Origin of the sequence: Microbacterium panaciterrae (genome assembly GCF_039541635.1) — a bacterium.
GTDB classification, from domain to species: Bacteria; Actinomycetota; Actinomycetes; order Actinomycetales; family Microbacteriaceae; genus Microbacterium; species Microbacterium panaciterrae.
Genome location: NZ_BAABGP010000005.1, coordinates 26,577 through 42,397, shown reverse-complemented (window position 1 = coordinate 42,397; position 15,821 = coordinate 26,577). Strand labels below are relative to the sequence as shown.

Below are 15,821 nucleotides of genomic sequence, written 5' to 3'. Positions count from 1 at the left end.
CCCGTCATTTTTCAAGGAGGCGTCGATGACGACACTGCAGGAGGCGCGACGCGCGACGCGACGCGACCGGGCGGACTGGCGAGGATGGGCCTTCGTCGGCCCGTTCCTGGTGGTCTTCGCCCTCGTCTTCCTCGCCCCCCTCGCCTACTCGATCTACCTGAGCCTGTTCCGTCAGCAGCTCGTCGGCGGCAACGCGTTCGTCGGTCTGGACAACTACGTGCAGGCGCTGACCGATCCGCAGTTCTGGGAGTCGTTCGGCCGCGTGCTGCTGTTCCTCGTGGTGCAGGTGCCGATCATGCTGGCCCTCGCCCTCGGCGCGGCGCTCGCGATCGACAGCGGCCGGCTGCGCGGGGCGTCCTTCTTCCGAATCCTGGTGTTCCTCCCGTACGCGGTGCCAGCCGTGGTCGCCGTGCTCATGTGGGGCTACATCTACGGCGACCAGTTCGGTCTCGCCGGGAACATCAACCACCTCGTCGGCTTCGAGCTGCTCACCCCGTTCGCCCGGCAGTGGATCCTGGCGTCGATCGGCAACATCGTGACCTGGGAGTTCGTCGGCTACAACATGCTGATCTTCTACTCGTCGCTCAAGACGATCCCCGGCGAGCTCTACGAGGCCGCTGCCCTCGACGGCGCGGGGCAGTGGCGGATCGTCACGGCCATCAAGATCCCGGCCGTCCGAGGCGCACTCGTGATCGCGACGATCTTCTCCCTCATCGGCAGCTTCCAGCTGTTCAACGAGCCGAACATCCTGCGCCCGCTCGCCCCGAACATCATCACGACGTTCTTCACCCCGAACATGTACGCGTACAACCTCTCCTTCGCCGGCCAGCAGTTCAACTACGCCGCGACGATCGCGATCGTGATGGGCGTGATCACCGCCGTGATCGCCTACGTCGTGCAGCTGCGCGGATCCCGGGCGGAGGTGCGCTGAGATGACCACCGCCACCTCGCCCACGCGCAGCGCCCGCACCGGCACGCGCAGCTCGAAGCTCCTGCTGCTGGTCATGGTGCTCTACGCGCTGTACACGCTCGTGCCGCTCGCCTGGCTGCTGATCAGCGCGACCAAGACGCAGGCCGGTCTGTTCGGATCCTTCGGGCTCTGGTTCTCGGGGGACTTCGCGTTCTTCGACAACCTCGCCCAGACGCTCACATACCGCGACGGGATCTTCCTGCGCTGGCTCGGCAACACCGTGCTGTACGTCGTGATCGGCGCCGGCGGGGCGACCCTGCTCGCGACCCTCGCCGGCTACGGGCTCGCCAAGTACCGCTTCCCCGGCCGCCGTGCGGTGTTCGCCGTCGTGCTCGGCGCGGTCGCCGTGCCGGGTACCGCCCTGGCCGTGCCGACGTTCCTGCTGTTCAGCCAGATGGGCCTCACCAACACGCCGTGGTCGGTGATCATCCCGTCGCTGATCAGCCCGTTCGGGCTGTACCTGATGTGGGTCTTCGCCTCCGACGCCGTGCCCACCGAGCTGCTCGAGGCCGCGCGGATCGACGGCGCCGGCGAGTTCCGGATCTTCTTCATGATCGCGCTGCGCCTGCTCGCGCCCGGTGTCGTGACCGTCATCCTGTTCACGGTCGTCGCGACCTGGAACAACTACTTCCTGCCCCTGATCATGCTCAGCGATCCGTCCTGGTATCCGCTCAGCGTGGGGCTCAACCAGTGGGCGGCGCAGGCCTCCGGCGTCAGCGCGCAGCCCATCTACAACCTCGTGATCATGGGGTCCGTCCTCACGATCATCCCGATCGTCATCGCGTTCCTCCTGCTACAGCGGTTCTGGCAGGCCGGGCTCAGCGCTGGCGGCGTCAAGCAGTGACGCAACCCCTGCACCGCACCACGAAGATGTGAAGGAGAAACACATGGCACGCACTCGCACCGTGCGCCGCACCCTGATCGCGGCGACCGCCGTCCTCGCGACGGTCGGCGCCCTGGCCGGCTGCTCCAGCGGAGGCTCGACCGGCGGATCCGGATCCGCCGGCGACCTCGACGCCGCGCTGAGCAAGGGCGGAGAGATCACGTACTGGTCGTGGACGCCGAGCGCGGAGGCGCAGGTCGCCGCATTCGAGAAGGCCTACCCGAAGGTGAAGGTCAAGCTCGTCAATGCCGGGACCAACACCGAGGAGTACACGAAGCTGCAGAACGCCGTCAAGGCGGGATCCGGCGCCCCGGATGTCGCGCAGATCGAGTACTACGCGATGCCGCAGTTCGCGCTCTCCGACTCGCTCGTCGACCTGTCCGCGTACGGCATGGCCGACCTGAAGTCGAAGTACAGCGCGTCGACCTGGGGGGCCGTGAACATCGGCGGCAAGCTGGTCGGCCTGCCCCAGGACTCCGGCCCCATGGCGCTGTTCTACAACAAGAAGGTGTTCGACACCTATGGCATCGAGGTGCCGAAGACCTGGGACGAGTACGTCGCCGCCGCCAAGAAGCTGCATGCCGCCGACCCGACGAAGTACATCACCGCCGACACCGGCGACTCCGGCTTCGCGACCAGCATGATCTGGCAGGCCGGCGGCAAGCCGTTCACGACCGATGGCACGAAGGTGACGATCGATCTGGCCGACGAGGGCACCAAGAAGTGGACGTCCGTGTGGAACCAGCTCTCCGAGCAGGGCCTGCTCTCCACGACTCCCGGCTGGTCCGACGAGTGGTACAAGGGCCTGGGCGACGGCTCGATCGCGTCGCTCGTGATCGGCGCCTGGATGCCCGGCGTGCTCGAGTCGAGCGTCGCGAACGCGTCGGGCGACTGGCGGGTCGCGCCCACGCCCAGCTATGACGGCACCGCGGTCAACTCCGAGAACGGGGGCGGCGGCCAGGCCGTCATGAAGCAGTCGAAGAACCCGGCGCTCGCCGCCGCGTTCCTGCGCTGGCTGAACAGCGACCCCGCCTCGATCAAGGTCTTCCTGAAGTCGGGCGGGTTCCCCTCGACCACCGCAGACCTGGCCGACCCGACCTTCCTCTCCGCGGCACCCGAGTACTTCGGCGGTCAGAAGATCAACGAGGTCCTCACGCAGGGATCGAAGGACGTGCGCCCGGGCTGGAGTTACCTGCCGTTCCAGGTGTACGCGAACAGCATTTTCGGCGACACCGTCGGCCAGGCGTATCAGAACAAGACCGACCTGAACGCCGGGCTGAAGGCCTGGCAGGAGGCGCTCGTCACGTACGGCAACGCCCAGGGCTTCACCGTCAACAAGTAATCGCACCTCGGGGAGGGGGCGCCGAGCCCCCTCCCCGATCCAGCCGGCGCCGCGCGCGCCCCCAGGGAGCACCCCCGTGACCACCTTCTCGATCGGCGAGACCGACTTCCTCCGCGACGGAGAGCCGCACCGCGTCCTCTCCGGCGCGATCCACTACTTCCGGGTGCATCCCGATCACTGGGCGGATCGGATCCGCAAGGCCCGCCTGATGGGGCTGAACACCGTCGAGACCTACGTCGCATGGAACGCGCACGAGCCGCGGCACGGGGAGTGGGACACGACCGGGGCGAACGATCTCGGCCGTTTCCTCGACCTGATCGCCGCGGAGGGGATGGATGCGATCGTCCGGCCCGGGCCGTACATCTGCGCCGAGTGGCACAACGGCGGACTCCCCGTCTGGCTCACCCGCGACGAGCGGATCCGGCTGCGCAGCTCGGATCCCGCCTTCCTGGCCGAGATCGAGACGTACCTGCGCCGGGTCTCCGAGATCGTGGTTCCGCGGCAGATCGACCGGGGCGGCCCCGTCGTGCTGGTGCAGATCGAGAACGAGTACGGCGCCTACGGCGACGACGCGGCCTATCTGCGCGCGCTCGTCCGCATCACCCGGGACAGCGGCATCACCGTGCCGCTCACCACCGTCGACCAACCGCAGCACCAGATGCTCCGCGATGGCAGTCTCCCCGGCCTGCACCGCACCGGATCCTTCGGCTCGCAGGCCGCTCGGCGCCTCAAGACCCTGCGCGCGCACCAGGAGACGGGCCCGCTCATGTGCTCGGAGTTCTGGGACGGCTGGTTCGACTGGTGGGGCGGCGTTCATCACACCACCAGCGCCGAGGACGCGGCCGCCGAGCTCGACACGCTGCTGAGCGCCGGCGCCTCGGTGAACATCTACATGTTCCACGGCGGCACGAACTTCGGGCTCACCAACGGCGCCAACCACAAGGGCCGCTACCTGCCGATCACGACCTCCTACGACTATGACGCCCCGCTGGACGAGGCCGGAGATCCGACCGCGAAGTTCCACGCCTTCCGCGCGGTGATCGCGAAGCACGCTCCTGTCCCGGCCGGGGAGCTGTCCGCCGCGCCGCCGCGCCCTGCCGCGACGGCATCGCTCGTCGCCCGCGGACCGTGGGTCGTTCCGCCCGCCGCCGGAACCGTGCACACGGACCCGCCGACCTTCGAGGCCCTCGACACCCTGGCGCCGCTCGTCTGCTACCAGACGACCCTGCCCGGGACCGATCGGACCGTCGCGGATCCGTCCCGCGCGGCGACGGACGCGACGTGGCTGCTGGCGTTCGGAGAGGTGCGCGACGCCGCGCTGGTCAGCGTCGACGGGGTCGTCGTCGGGCGGATCTCCCGCACGGCCGCGCAGAACTCTCTTCGGATCCCTGCGGGCGGCCGCACGCTCACCGTCCTCGTCGAAGAGCAGGGCAGGGTGAACTACGACCACCGACTCGGCGAGCGCAAGGGGCTCATCGGCGCCGCCACGCTCGACGGCGCACCGCTGCAGCACTGGCGGGCTGCTCCTGTCGATCCCGCGGCGGCGCTCACCGCCCTGGACGCCGCAACGGCGACGGGGCAGGACCCGACGGGGCCCACCGGGCCGGGCGCGATGGCCGGGCCCACCGGGCCGGGCGCCGTCGCCGGGCCGGGCGCCTGGCGTGCCGAGGTCTGGCTGGACGCGGCGTCCGACCTGTTCCTGGACACGAACGGGTGGGGCGATGGCTTCGCGTTCGTGAACGGGTTCCTGCTGGGTCGCTATCGCCGCACCGGTCCGCAGCGGACGCTGTTCGTGCCGGCGCCGGTGACGCGGGCCGGAGCGAACATCGTCGACGTCCTCGAGCTCACGCACCTCGACGATCCCACAGTGCGATTCGTGCCGGAGCCGCTGCTCGGCCCGCTCGAGGAGTGAGCGGATCCGCGACGTGATCCCGCGCGCCCCGCACCAGTGAGGTCGATCCGCCGGCGCACCGCCCGTCGGGAGACCCTGCGAGGATGGACCGCATGCCCCGCGTCGTCGCCCTGTACCGCCACCCCGTGAAGGGCTTCACCCCCGAATCGCTGGATGCCCTCACCGTGCAGGCCGACGGTCGGATATCGGGGGACCGGGTGCTCGCCTTCCGGTTCGCCGAGGCCGCCGCCCCGGAGGATCGCGACGGGCTGGACCACTGGCCGAAGTCGAAGGGGCTCGCGCTGGAGTCGTTCCCCGCGCTCGCCGCGCTGCGGCTGACATACGACCACGCGTCGACCCGGGTGCGGATCGACCACGACGGGACGACGCTCGTGGATGCAGGGCTGGACGACGCCGGACGGGCCGCGCTCGTCGACGCGGTCACGGCGTTCGTACGGGCGTCGCCGGGGGGCGGACGTCTGAAGCGGCCCGGCCGGCTGCCGCTCGTGCTCGTCGGCGACGGCGTGACCGCGCGGTTCCAGGACCGCCATCGCGGATATGTCTCCGTGCACAGTGCCGCCAGCGTCACCGCGCTGAGCGCCGCCCTCGGGCAGCCGATCGACGACCGCCGATTCCGCTCGAACATCGTGATCGACGACGTCGAGGCCTGGGACGATCTCGGCTGGGAGGGCGAGGTGCGCATCGGCGACGTGCGCCTGAGCACGGCCGGACCGATCGTGCGCTGCCTGGCCACCCACGCGAACCCCGACAGCGGCGAACGCGACGCGAAGGTCCTGACGACGCTGACCGGGCGGGTCGGTCAGGCCGAGCCGACCCTCGGCCGACTGCTGATCCTGCCCGGGGTCAGCGGTGCGGTGGGTGACGGATCCGGCACCGGGGGCATGATCCGGCTCGGCGACGAGGTCGTCCTCGCCAGCGGTCCGAAAGCGGCCCCGCGCCCGTGACCGGTTCCGCTACCAGCGCCGGCCGTGCCGGCGCTCCCACGCCGCCTCGACCGTGATGTGGCGGCCGGCGTAGATCCCGGCGGGGATCGACGCCACCAGCAGCGCCACCAGCACGATCAGCGGGATCTGCCAGCCGTCAGTCGCCGTGTGCACGAGTCCGAGCAGCAGCGGGAAGATCGCGGCGATCACGTAGCCCGCGCTCTGCACGAAACCGCTCAGGGCGACCGCGGTCTCGGGTTCGCGCGCCCGGATGCTGATCAGCACGAGCGCAAGCGGGAACAGGAGCCCTGCGAGCCCGTACAGCAGCACCCACAGCCAGGCGAGCGCCGGATCCGGGGCGAAGAGCAGACCGAGCAGGCCGCCCGCCGCACCGACCGCGCCGATCACGTACAGCACGCTCGTGGCGCGGAAGCGCACGATCAGCACCGGCACGACGAGCGAGGCGGGCAGACCCGTGAACGCGAACAGCGACAGCAGAAGCCCCGCCGCCTGCGGGGTCACTCCGGTCTGATCGATCAGGATCGTCGGCAGCCACGCGAACGCCGTGTACGCCATGCTCGCGGACGTGCCGAACACGGCGGCGAGCACCCAGGCCAGCGGTATCCGCGCCAGCCGTGCGAACACCCGCGAGCTCGACGGCGCCACGATGATCGGGCCGGTCGAGAGGGCTGCGGCGCTCTCGAACGAGAGCCGTTCGGGCTGTTCGGACCCTTCGAGCCGGTCGGGCCCTTCGACGGGCTCAGGGACCGACGAAGCCCGGGTGCGCACCAGCATCACGATCCACGGGATCGTGCCGGCGAGCGCGAACACCGCCCACATCGACAGCGACAGCCGCCACCCCGCGGCGTCGGCGACGGGCACGGCGACCAGCGGCGGCAGGAAGGTGGAGAACGCCATCACCGTCGTGTACAGCGTCATCATGAGGCCGAGCCGGTCGGGGAAGTACTTCTTCACCAGCGGCGGCATCAGGATGTTCGTCATCCCGACTCCGGCGAACACGAGCGCCGTGGCGATCAGCAGCGTGGTCGCGTTCACGGCGACGCCGCGCGCGACGAGCCCGACGGTCACGGCGGTGAGCGCGATCACCGTGACGCGCTCCAGGCCCAGCCTGCGCTCCATGAGCGGCGTGAGCAGGCCGAACAGGGCGAAGCACACCGGCGGCGCGGTGCCGATCAGGCCCACCACCGCCGCGGGCATCGGGAACTCGCGGGCGATGTGATCCACCACCGGCGACAGCGAGGCGACGGCCGAGCGCAGCGAGAACGCGACCAGCACGATCCCGAGCACCGCCAGGGTGCGACCGTGCCACAGCGGACGGGCGACCGGTCCGCCCGTCGTCACGAGCTCTGCGCCCCCTCGAGCCACCCCAGGTACTCCTCGGTGACCGTGCCGGTCACGTAGCGGCCGTCGAACGGACTCATGTCGAGATCGGTGAGGGAGGATCCCTCGGTGATCGCGGCCTTGAGGTCCTCGACCTCCTGATAGACCAGCCGGTCGGCGCCGAGCTCTTCGGCGATCTCGGGGATCGTGCGCCCGTACGCGATGAGCTCGTGCTTGGACGGCATGTTGATGCCGTAGACGTGCGGATGGCGGATCGGCGGCGCCGCCGAGGCGAAGATCACGGACTTCGCTCCGGCGTCGCGGGCCATCTGGATGATCTGCTTGGAGGTGGTGCCGCGCACGATCGAGTCGTCGATGAGCAGCACGTTCTTGCCCTGGAACTCGGTCGACATCGCGTTCAGCTTCTGCCGCACGCTCTTCTTGCGCACCGCCTGACCCGGCATGATGAAGGTCCGGCCGACGTAGCGGTTCTTGTAGAAGCCCTCGCGGTACTCGATGCCGAGCTTGCGGGCGACCTCCATCGCGGCGGGGCGGGACGAGTCCGGGATCGGCATGACGACGTCGATCTCGTCCAGCGGCACGTGCTTCGCGATCGTGTCGGCCAGCCGGTCGCCCATGCGCAGGCGCGACTCGTACACGGAGATCCCGTTCATGACCGAGTCGGGGCGTGCCAGGTACACGTACTCGAAGGCGCAGGGCGCGAGCACCGGGGCGGCCGCGCACTGCTTCGAGAACAGCGTGCCGTCGTTCGTGATGAACACGGCCTCGCCCGGCTCGATCTCGCGGACGACCTGGTAGTCGCCGTTCTCCAGAACGAGCGATTCGCTCGCGACGACCCACTCGTCCTTGCCGTCCCGGAGCCGCTTGCCGAGGATGAGCGGGCGGATCCCGTACGGGTCCCGGAACGCGAGCAGGCCGTAACCGGCCAGGATCGCGATCACCGCGTAGGCGCCTTCGATCCGCTCGTGCGTGCGTGCCACGGCCTCGAAGACCCGCTCGGAGTCGAGGTCGACCGTGGACGTGGTGGCCTGCAGCTCGTGCGCGAGCACGTTGAGCAGCAGCTCCGTGTCGCTGGACGAGTTCAGATGCCGGCGGTCGCGCTGGGCCATGTCGGCGGTGAGCTCGCGCGTGTTGGTGAGGTTGCCGTTGTGGATGAGGATGATCCCGTACGGCGCGTTCACGTAGAACGGCTGGGCCTCTTCCTCGCTCGACGCCGTGCCTTTGGTGGCGTAGCGCACATGCCCGAGCCCGACGTTGCCGAGCAGCGAGCGCATGTCGCGGGTGCGGAACGCCTCGCGCACCATGCCCTCCGCCTTGGCCATGTGCATGACCCCGCTGGGCTCAGCCGTGGCGATGCCTGTGGCGTCCTGCCCGCGGTGCTGCAGCAGCAGGAGCGCGTCGTAGATGTCCTGGTTGACCGGGGAATGCCCGACGATTCCGACGATGCCGCACATAGGGGTCAGTTCGCTCCGTTCGCGTAGGCGCCGACCAGACGCACCGCACCGCCGTCGACGCCCTTGGCGCCCTGCTCGAAGTCTCCGGCCGGGCGTGCCGCGACGGCGTCGAGCCGCACCGTGCCGACCTGCCAGGTGTCGATTCCGCCCGCCGTGAGCGACGCGGCGATCGCGGACGCGGATCCGGCGTCGACGACCGCGAGGAAGCCGATGCCGAGGTTCCAGGTGCCCTCACTCGATTCGAGCGTGGTGCCAGCGATGTCGCTCAGCGCGCGGAACACCGGGGCGGGCGACCACGTCGAGCGGTCGACCTCGGCCCAGGATCCCTGCGGCAGCACGCGCGCGAGGTTGGCCGCGATGCCGCCGCCGGTGACGTGACTGAGCGAGTGCACGGCACCCTCGAAGCGGTCAGTCAGGGCGAGCAGCGGAGTCGTGTAGAGGCGGGTGGGGGTCAGCAGGGCCTCGCCCCAGGTCGTGCCGAGATCGCCCGCGCGGTCGCCGTAGCCGATCCCCGCCTTGGCGAGGATGTGCCGCACCAGCGAGTAGCCGTTCGAGTGCAGGCCGCTCGAGGCGAGGGCGAGCACCACGTCACCGTCCTGCACGCGCTCGGATCCGAGGATCCGCTCCGCCTCGACGATCCCGGTCGCCGCGCCCGCGACGTCGTAGTCGTCGACGCCGAGCAGCCCGGGGTGCTCGGCCGTCTCGCCGCCGACCAGGGCGGTGCCGGTCAGCTCGCACGCCTCGGCGATGCCGCGCACGATGTCGGCGATCCGCTCGGGCACGACCTTGCCGCACGCGATGTAGTCGGTCATGAACAGCGGCTTCGCCCCGACCACGACGATGTCGTCGACGACCATGCCGACCAGGTCGTGCCCGATCGTGTCGTGCTTGTCGATCGCCTGCGCGATCGCGACCTTCGTGCCCACGCCGTCGGTGCTCGACGCGAGCAGCGGGCGGCGGTAGCCGAGCAGGGCGGAGGCATCGAACAGGCCCGCGAAACCGCCGACCCCTCCCAGCACCTCGGGTCCGTGCGTGGCACGGACGGCGGATTTCATGAGTTCGACGGCGCGATCGCCGGCTGCCGTATCGACGCCGGCCTCAGCATAGGTGCGGGAGGACACCCGGCAATCCTACCGGCGAGCGGCTGTGCCCCGCCCCGGATCCGTACCATAGGGCCATGATCGAGAAGCCGCAGTGGCTGGTGACCGAGGAGGCCGGCGTTCCGACCCTGGTCGCGCTCGCTCTGCGGCAGCGGCTGGGGATCCGCGTCCCGGTCGCACTGCCGGTCCTGCGCGACCATCCGCTGCGCGCCTTCGACGACGGCACGACGGACGACGCGCTCGAACGGCAGTGGCAGTCGTATTGGGAGATGACGGTCGAACCGGTCTCGCATCCCTCCGCCGCGCCACTGGAGCTGGTGGACGGCTTCGACACGATCGTCGCACTGCCGACCGTGGGCGCCGAGCGGCTGCGGGCGGCCATCGCCCCCCTCGCGGCCGAGGTCGTGCACTACGCCACCGAGGCGCAGCGGCGGTACGCGCGCTCGATCGCGGGCAGCGGCGATCCCTATCGCGCGTACGCCGCAGCTCTCGCGGAGTTCGAACGCGAGACCGGGCGCCGCGCGCATTCCTTCGAGCTGAACGTGCACGTGCTGCCGCTGGCCCAGCGTGGGATCTGGCGGATCGGCGCCTACAGCGTCGCGGTCACCGACCGCCTGCGGCACGACCCCGTCGACTTCGACGAGGCGATCAAGCCCATCATCGCCGAGCTGGCCTGATCCCGGGGGCTTGCCGGCGGGACTATTCGGTGACGGTCTCGCGGTCGACGCGGACGACGCGCTCGGTGCGGCGGGCGCGACGCTCCAGGATCAGCGCGACGACGCCGAACACGGCGATCCCGAGCGGAACCGTCCACAGCAGGAGGAACCCGAACACCTGGCCGAACGGGTAGGACACCTGCGTCGCCGCGGAGGCCTGGAAGCTGCCGCCGATCGTGAGCAGGAACGCCAGGACCACTCCCGCACCCGCTCCGATGCCGAGGAAGACACCCCAGCGCGGCGAACGGTGCACGCGGGCCTCGAGGGTCTGCTCTGTGCGGTGCGGCTGCGGCGTGCTCATGCCCCTATTGTCCCACGTGCGCCTGTGCGCGGCGCCGGGCCCGGGTTCTGGTCGGTGTCGGTCTGCACGTCCCGAGATCAGGAGGGTTGACCGAGATCCGGACGATTCTGCAGGATCCTCCGGATCTCGGTCACTTGTCCTGATCTGGGGACGGCTTCAGACCCGCGATCCGCCTCACGGCCGCAGCGGCAACAACCCGGTCAGGTCGGCGCGAGTGCCGGAGGCGTGGATCCGCCCGGCGGCGAGCGCCGCGGACCACGGTTCGGATCCGGTCGCGACCGCGATCCAGGTCGCCGGATCCAGCTCGACCACATTCGGCGGAGTGCCGCGGGTGTGCCGCGGCCCCTGCACCACCTGTACGGCCCCGAACGGCGGCACCCGCACCTCGACGCTGTTGCCCGGCGCCTTCTCGTCGAGCAGTTGCAGCAGGTAGCGCACGGCCGTGGCGTAGTCGGATCGCGCGGGCTTCTCCGCCGCGACGAGCGCGGCGCGGGTCGCGTCGAGCGCCGCCCGCCCGGCCGTCGTGTCGATCCTGTTCGCCATGGATCCAGCCTAGGCAGGGCACGGCGGGCATAGGCTCGGCTCGATGACTTCCTCCGCCGAGATCCCCGCCGGCGCCGGCGCGGGCAGCGCCACGGGCACCGCCGCGGGATCGAGCACGGCCGCCGGGGCGCGCGCCGATCTGCTCGCCGCAGCGGCGAAGGGCCCGCTCGGTCGTGGCGGGTTCCCCGCGGTCGAGGACGGCGCGCACCCCGCGTCGGTGCTCATCCTGTTCGGGCGTCTGGACGACGAACCGTCCGGCGCAGAGACGGCGACCGTCCCCGCCGACCTCGACGTCCTCCTGCAGCGCCGGGCCGCGACGCTCTCCTCGCACCCCGGACAGGTCTCGTTCCCGGGCGGGCGGCGGGAGCCGCAGGATCCGGATGTGGTCGCGACCGCCCTGCGCGAGGCGCAGGAGGAGACCGGACTGGATCCGGCCGGCGTGGAGATCCTCGCCACGCTGCCCGAGATCCCGCTCGCAGCCAGCAACCACCTGGTCACCCCGGTGCTCGCCTGGTGGCGTTCCCCCTCGCGCGTGGTGGCCGTCGATCACGCCGAGACCGTGGAGGTGTTCCGCGTGCCAGTCGCGACGCTGCTGGATCCGCAGACGCGGTTCACCTCGACGCTCACCCGGACTGGGCAGACCTTCCGCGCCCCCGCGTTCGACGTCGACGGCACGATCGTGTGGGGCTTCACCGCGATGGTGCTCGACGGCCTGTTCGACGCCGCCGGCTGGACGCTGCCGTGGGATCGCGCGGACGAGCGTCCGATCGTGCTCGAGGTGTGACGCCGGCCGTCATCCCGCACCGCGCGCTCGGTAGGCTGACGGGGTGAAGATCCTCGTCCTCGGTTCCGGTGCCCGTGAGCACGCGATCATCCTCGCCCTGCGCGCGGAGGAGCAGACGCACGAGATCCTCTGCGCCCCCGGCAACGCCGGAATCGCGCAGGATGCGACGCTCGTCGAGGTCGATCCCATGGATGGATCCGCCGTCAAGGACTTCGCCGACACGCACGGTGTCGATCTCGTGATCGTCGGCCCCGAGGCGCCGCTGGTCGCAGGCGTCGCCGACGTGGTCCGGGGGCACGGCATCCCCGTGTTCGGCCCCGGGAAGGCGGCCGCGCAGCTCGAGGGCTCGAAGGCGTTCGCGAAGCGGATCATGGAGGCGGCCTCCGTGCCGACCGGGCGGGCGGTGCGCGCCGCGACGGTCGCCGAAGTCGAGGCCGCGTTCGACGACCTCGGCGCCCCCTACGTCGTCAAAGCCGACGGCCTGGCCGCGGGCAAGGGCGTCATCGTGACCTCCGACCGTACGGCGGCGCTCGCGCACGCCGAGCACTACCTGCCCGGCGGGCCGGTGCTGATCGAGGAGTTCCTCACCGGCCCCGAAGTGTCGCTGTTCTTCCTCAGCGACGGCGACACCGTGCGCGCACTCAGCCCCGCGCAGGACTTCAAGCGCGCGCTCGACGGCGATGAGGGTCCGAATACCGGCGGCATGGGCGCGTACTCTCCGCTGCCGTGGCTCGATGAGCAGTTCGGCAGCGAGGCCGCGTTCGTCGACGAGGTCACCCGCGACGTGGCCCTGCCGGTGATCCGCCAGCTGGATTCCGAGGGCACGCCGTTCATCGGCCTGCTCTACGCCGGCCTGATCCTCACGCCGGACGGCGTGCGCGTGATCGAGTTCAACGCGCGCTTCGGCGATCCCGAGACCCAGGTCGTGCTGCCGCGGCTTCGCACCCCGCTGTCGCGGCTGCTGCTCGCCGCCGCCGTCGGCACGCTCGAGGACGAGCCGCAGCCAGTCTTCTCCGACGACGTCGCGATCACGGTCGTGCTGGCGAGCGAGGGCTACCCCGAAGCTCCGCAGACCGGACGCCCGATCGAGGGCCTCGCCGAGGCCGCCGCGGTCGAGGGCGTCGGCATCGTGCACGCCGCGACCGTCGGTCCCGATGCGCCGGGCGGATCCCTCATCGCAGCCGGGGGGCGCGTGCTCAACGTCGTGGCGACCGGATCCGATTTCGCCGACGCCCGCGCCCGCGCCTACGAGGCGATCGGCCGGATCCGCCTCGACGGCGCGCACTACCGCACCGACATCGCCGCCCGCGTCGCGCAGTAGCGGCCCGCACGCCGTCGGCGCGCCCTCGCAGCATCGAGGAGGCGCCGATACGGCGAGCAGTGTCAGCGCTTCACGAGGTGCTTCGGACGCTGCATGAACAGGATCCCGATCACGCCGACGAGGATCACTGCCGCCGGCAGGATCATCGACTGCGACATGGCGGTCGAGAACCCGCCGATCACGAAGGCGGGCAGCTTGCCGGTGCCGAAGTCGCCGCCGTGGCTGGCCGCCCCCGGCAGGTTCGCCTCGAGGCGGGCCTGCATGAGCGCGGCGATCGCCGCCGATCCGAGCACCGATCCGATCGTGCGGGTGGTGTTGTAGATGCCCGCGCCGGCGCCGGCCTGGCGCGGTTCGAGGTTGCGCGTCGCCGTGGTCGCCAGCGGGCCCCACATCCCCGCCTGGCCGATGCCCATGAGCGCCGACGGCAGCAGGAACATCCAGACCGGGGTGTCCGGGTTCATCAGGAGGCCGTACCAGATCAGCGCGACCGTGGTGAGGCCGAGTCCCGGCACCAGCAGCATCCGCGGGTCGACCCGGTCGAGGATCCGTCCCGCGATCGGGGCGAGCACGCCGGAGAGCACCGCCATCGGGATCAGCAGCAGCGCCGCCTGGGTCGGCGTGAGGCCGCGGGCGAGCTGGTAGAAGAACATCATCGGCAGCGACATCGAGGTCACGGTGAAGCCGACGGCCGCGATCCCGAAGTTCGCGACCGAGAAGTTGCGGTCGCGGAAGAGCTCGAGCGGCACCAGCGGTTCGCTGCGGGTCTTCGCCTGCTGCCAGATGAACACCGCCATCACGACGACGCCCGCCGCGATCATCGCCCAGATCCATCCGTGCCAGTTGTAGTGCTGGCCCTCCTGCAGCGCGAACACGATGAGGAACAGTCCGATCGCACTGAGGAAGACGCCGACCATGTCGAATCGGTGCTCGTGCGTCTTCAGACGCGGGACCAGGATCCAGGCGAGCACGAATCCGATCACCCCGACGGGCAGGTTGATGAAGAAGATCCACTCCCAGCCGAAGCCGTCCACGAGCAGACCGCCGGCGAGCGGGCCGACGAGGGTCGCGACGCCCGCCGTGGCGCCCCACAGCCCCATCGCAGCGCCCCGGCGCTCGGCAGGGAAGGTGCGCGTGATGACCGCCATCGTCTGGGGGGTCATCAGCGCGGCGCCGAGGCCCTGCACGGCGCGGAACGCGATCAGCAGCTCCAGCGAGCCGGACAGACCGCAGCCCAGCGACGCGAGCGTGAAGATGGTCAGCCCGACCAGGTAGATGTTCTTCGGGCCGAACCGGTCGCCGAGGCGCCCGGTGATCAGCAGCGGGACCGCATAGGCGAGCAGGTAGGCGCTCGTGACCCACACGACGTTGTCGAGGTTGTTGGTCTTCGGGTCGAGCGCGGCCTTGATGGCCGGGTTCGCGACGGAGACGATCGTGGTGTCCACGAGGATCATGAAGAAGCCGATGACCAGCGCCCAGAGGGCGGGCCAGGGGCTCTTCGGCTTGTGACCGACGGCGTAGGCGCCGGTCGACGTGCCGATCTGACCGGCAGAGGGTCCGTCGGCGCGGGTGGGTTCAGTCATTCTGACGTGCCTTTCGCTGGGCAGGAAGGTGTTCCGGATCCGGTCCCCACGCGAAGTCGGGGGAGGCCATCCGGGGGATGAGATCGTCGAGCCACGCGATCTCGGCCTGCAGCAGGATCCGATGGCGCGAGACTTCGAGGAGGTACTGATCGGGGACGTCACGAGCTGCGGCGCCGTCCAGCGCCTGGGAGAGGGACGCGAGCTCCTGATCGAGCAGCGTGCGACGGGTGCGGAGCAGCTCGAGGGCCTCGTACCGCTCCAGGTTGTGCGCCTCGGCGAGCGCGACGGGGAAGGTCGTGCGCCCCGTGACACCCAGCTCGCGACGCACCCAGTCTCCGACCGCAGCGTGGCCGGCCGGCGTGAGTGTGTATGTGGTGCGCTCCGGCCGATTGCCGTCGCGATCCACGCCCACCTCGTCGATGAGCCCCCGCCCGTGCAGGCGCGAGACCGTGTGGTACAGCGTGCCGTTCGTGATCGGAACGATCCGGTCGTCCCGGCGCGCGCGCAGCAGCCGCACCATCTCGTACGGGTGCATGTCGCCCTCGCGCAGCAGCGCGAGCACCATCACCCCCAGAGGGGTGAGCGCGGAGTGCTTCACGTTCACTCCCTTCGATTAGTCCATTTGAACTA

General features: G+C 70.5%; 15 protein-coding genes. 8 read left to right on the top strand and 7 right to left on the bottom strand.

Annotated features, from left to right (window positions below):
- Positions 1-25: 25 nt before the first annotated feature.
- The 5 genes from ABD882_RS03780 to ABD882_RS03760 all read left to right on the top strand — a co-directional run bounded on the left by ABD882_RS03780 (position 26) and on the right by ABD882_RS03760 (position 6,051).
- Entirely contained in the window at positions 26-931 is a 906-nt protein-coding gene (locus ABD882_RS03780; protein ID WP_345184520.1) for a carbohydrate ABC transporter permease, read from the top strand.
- Position 932: 1 nt separating this feature from the next.
- Positions 933-1,814 carry a carbohydrate ABC transporter permease gene (locus ABD882_RS03775; protein WP_345184518.1) on the top strand — a complete coding sequence of 294 codons (882 nt, stop codon included), beginning with the start codon at positions 933-935 and terminating at the stop codon, positions 1,812-1,814.
- 43 nt (positions 1,815-1,857) lie between these two features.
- Entirely contained in the window at positions 1,858-3,195 is a 1,338-nt protein-coding gene (locus ABD882_RS03770; protein WP_345184516.1) for an ABC transporter substrate-binding protein, read from the top strand.
- 76 nt (positions 3,196-3,271) lie between these two features.
- Positions 3,272-5,107 (top strand): glycoside hydrolase family 35 protein, encoded by a 1,836-nt coding sequence (locus tag ABD882_RS03765; protein WP_345184513.1) that lies wholly within the window; start codon positions 3,272-3,274, stop codon positions 5,105-5,107.
- A 92-nt stretch (positions 5,108-5,199) separates the two neighbouring features.
- Positions 5,200-6,051 (top strand): MOSC domain-containing protein, encoded by an 852-nt coding sequence (locus ABD882_RS03760; RefSeq protein WP_345184511.1) that lies wholly within the window; start codon positions 5,200-5,202, stop codon positions 6,049-6,051.
- Positions 6,052-6,060: 9 nt separating this feature from the next.
- Here ABD882_RS03760 and ABD882_RS03755 read toward each other — a convergent pair whose 3' ends face one another.
- The 3 genes from ABD882_RS03755 to purM are packed head-to-tail and all read right to left on the bottom strand — an operon-like array spanning position 6,061 to position 9,967.
- A complete protein-coding gene (locus ABD882_RS03755) occupies positions 6,061-7,416 on the bottom strand; it encodes an MFS transporter (RefSeq protein WP_345184509.1) in 1,356 nt (451 codons plus the stop codon).
- On the bottom strand, positions 7,389-8,846 hold the full coding sequence (gene purF / locus ABD882_RS03750) for an amidophosphoribosyltransferase (protein WP_345184507.1): 1,458 nt from the start codon (positions 8,844-8,846) through the stop codon (positions 7,389-7,391). Before purF ends, ABD882_RS03755 begins: the two co-directional genes overlap by 28 nt.
- Before the next feature lie 5 nt (positions 8,847-8,851).
- On the bottom strand, positions 8,852-9,967 hold the full coding sequence (gene purM / locus ABD882_RS03745) for a phosphoribosylformylglycinamidine cyclo-ligase (protein WP_345184505.1): 1,116 nt from the start codon (positions 9,965-9,967) through the stop codon (positions 8,852-8,854).
- Positions 9,968-10,023: 56 nt separating this feature from the next.
- Between purM and ABD882_RS03740 the strand changes: the two genes are divergently transcribed.
- On the top strand, positions 10,024-10,623 hold the full coding sequence (locus tag ABD882_RS03740; protein WP_345184502.1) for a zinc-binding alcohol dehydrogenase: 600 nt from the start codon (positions 10,024-10,026) through the stop codon (positions 10,621-10,623).
- A gap of 22 nt (positions 10,624-10,645) precedes the next feature.
- Here the strand turns inward: ABD882_RS03740 and ABD882_RS03735 are convergent, their stop codons facing one another.
- On the bottom strand, positions 10,646-10,963 hold the full coding sequence (locus tag ABD882_RS03735; protein WP_345184500.1) for a potassium transporter Trk: 318 nt from the start codon (positions 10,961-10,963) through the stop codon (positions 10,646-10,648).
- 174 nt (positions 10,964-11,137) lie between these two features.
- Positions 11,138-11,506 (bottom strand): sterol carrier family protein, encoded by a 369-nt coding sequence (locus tag ABD882_RS03730; RefSeq protein ID WP_345184498.1) that lies wholly within the window; start codon positions 11,504-11,506, stop codon positions 11,138-11,140.
- A gap of 43 nt (positions 11,507-11,549) precedes the next feature.
- Here ABD882_RS03730 and ABD882_RS03725 point away from each other — a divergent pair, with 43 nt between their 5' ends.
- Complete coding sequence (locus ABD882_RS03725; RefSeq protein WP_345184496.1) at positions 11,550-12,290, top strand: NUDIX hydrolase; 741 nt, start codon at positions 11,550-11,552, stop codon at positions 12,288-12,290.
- 43 nt (positions 12,291-12,333) lie between these two features.
- A complete protein-coding gene (purD, locus tag ABD882_RS03720; protein ID WP_345184493.1) occupies positions 12,334-13,611 on the top strand; it encodes a phosphoribosylamine--glycine ligase in 1,278 nt (425 codons plus the stop codon).
- Between the two features lie 62 nt (positions 13,612-13,673).
- Here the strand turns inward: purD and ABD882_RS03715 are convergent, their stop codons facing one another.
- On the bottom strand, positions 13,674-15,191 hold the full coding sequence (locus tag ABD882_RS03715) for a DHA2 family efflux MFS transporter permease subunit (protein WP_345184491.1): 1,518 nt from the start codon (positions 15,189-15,191) through the stop codon (positions 13,674-13,676).
- Positions 15,184-15,789 (bottom strand): PadR family transcriptional regulator, encoded by a 606-nt coding sequence (locus ABD882_RS03710; protein ID WP_345184489.1) that lies wholly within the window; start codon positions 15,787-15,789, stop codon positions 15,184-15,186. The genes ABD882_RS03715 and ABD882_RS03710 overlap by 8 nt, the downstream gene beginning before the upstream one ends.
- Positions 15,790-15,821 lie beyond the last annotated feature (32 nt).

Coding starts and splice junctions, on each gene's coding strand:
- ABD882_RS03740 (WP_345184502.1), top strand. CDS start 10,024: ATGATCGAGAAGCCGCAGTGGCTGGTGACCGAGGAGGCCGGCGTTCCG.
- ABD882_RS03760 (WP_345184511.1), top strand. CDS start 5,200: ATGCCCCGCGTCGTCGCCCTGTACCGCCACCCCGTGAAGGGCTTCACC.
- ABD882_RS03770 (WP_345184516.1), top strand. CDS start 1,858: ATGGCACGCACTCGCACCGTGCGCCGCACCCTGATCGCGGCGACCGCC.
- ABD882_RS03730 (WP_345184498.1), bottom strand. CDS start 11,506: ATGGCGAACAGGATCGACACGACGGCCGGGCGGGCGGCGCTCGACGCG.
- ABD882_RS03780 (WP_345184520.1), top strand. CDS start 26: ATGACGACACTGCAGGAGGCGCGACGCGCGACGCGACGCGACCGGGCG.
- ABD882_RS03715 (WP_345184491.1), bottom strand. CDS start 15,191: ATGACTGAACCCACCCGCGCCGACGGACCCTCTGCCGGTCAGATCGGC.
- ABD882_RS03775 (WP_345184518.1), top strand. CDS start 933: ATGACCACCGCCACCTCGCCCACGCGCAGCGCCCGCACCGGCACGCGC.
- purF (WP_345184507.1), bottom strand. CDS start 8,846: ATGTGCGGCATCGTCGGAATCGTCGGGCATTCCCCGGTCAACCAGGAC.
- ABD882_RS03735 (WP_345184500.1), bottom strand. CDS start 10,963: ATGAGCACGCCGCAGCCGCACCGCACAGAGCAGACCCTCGAGGCCCGC.
- ABD882_RS03725 (WP_345184496.1), top strand. CDS start 11,550: ATGACTTCCTCCGCCGAGATCCCCGCCGGCGCCGGCGCGGGCAGCGCC.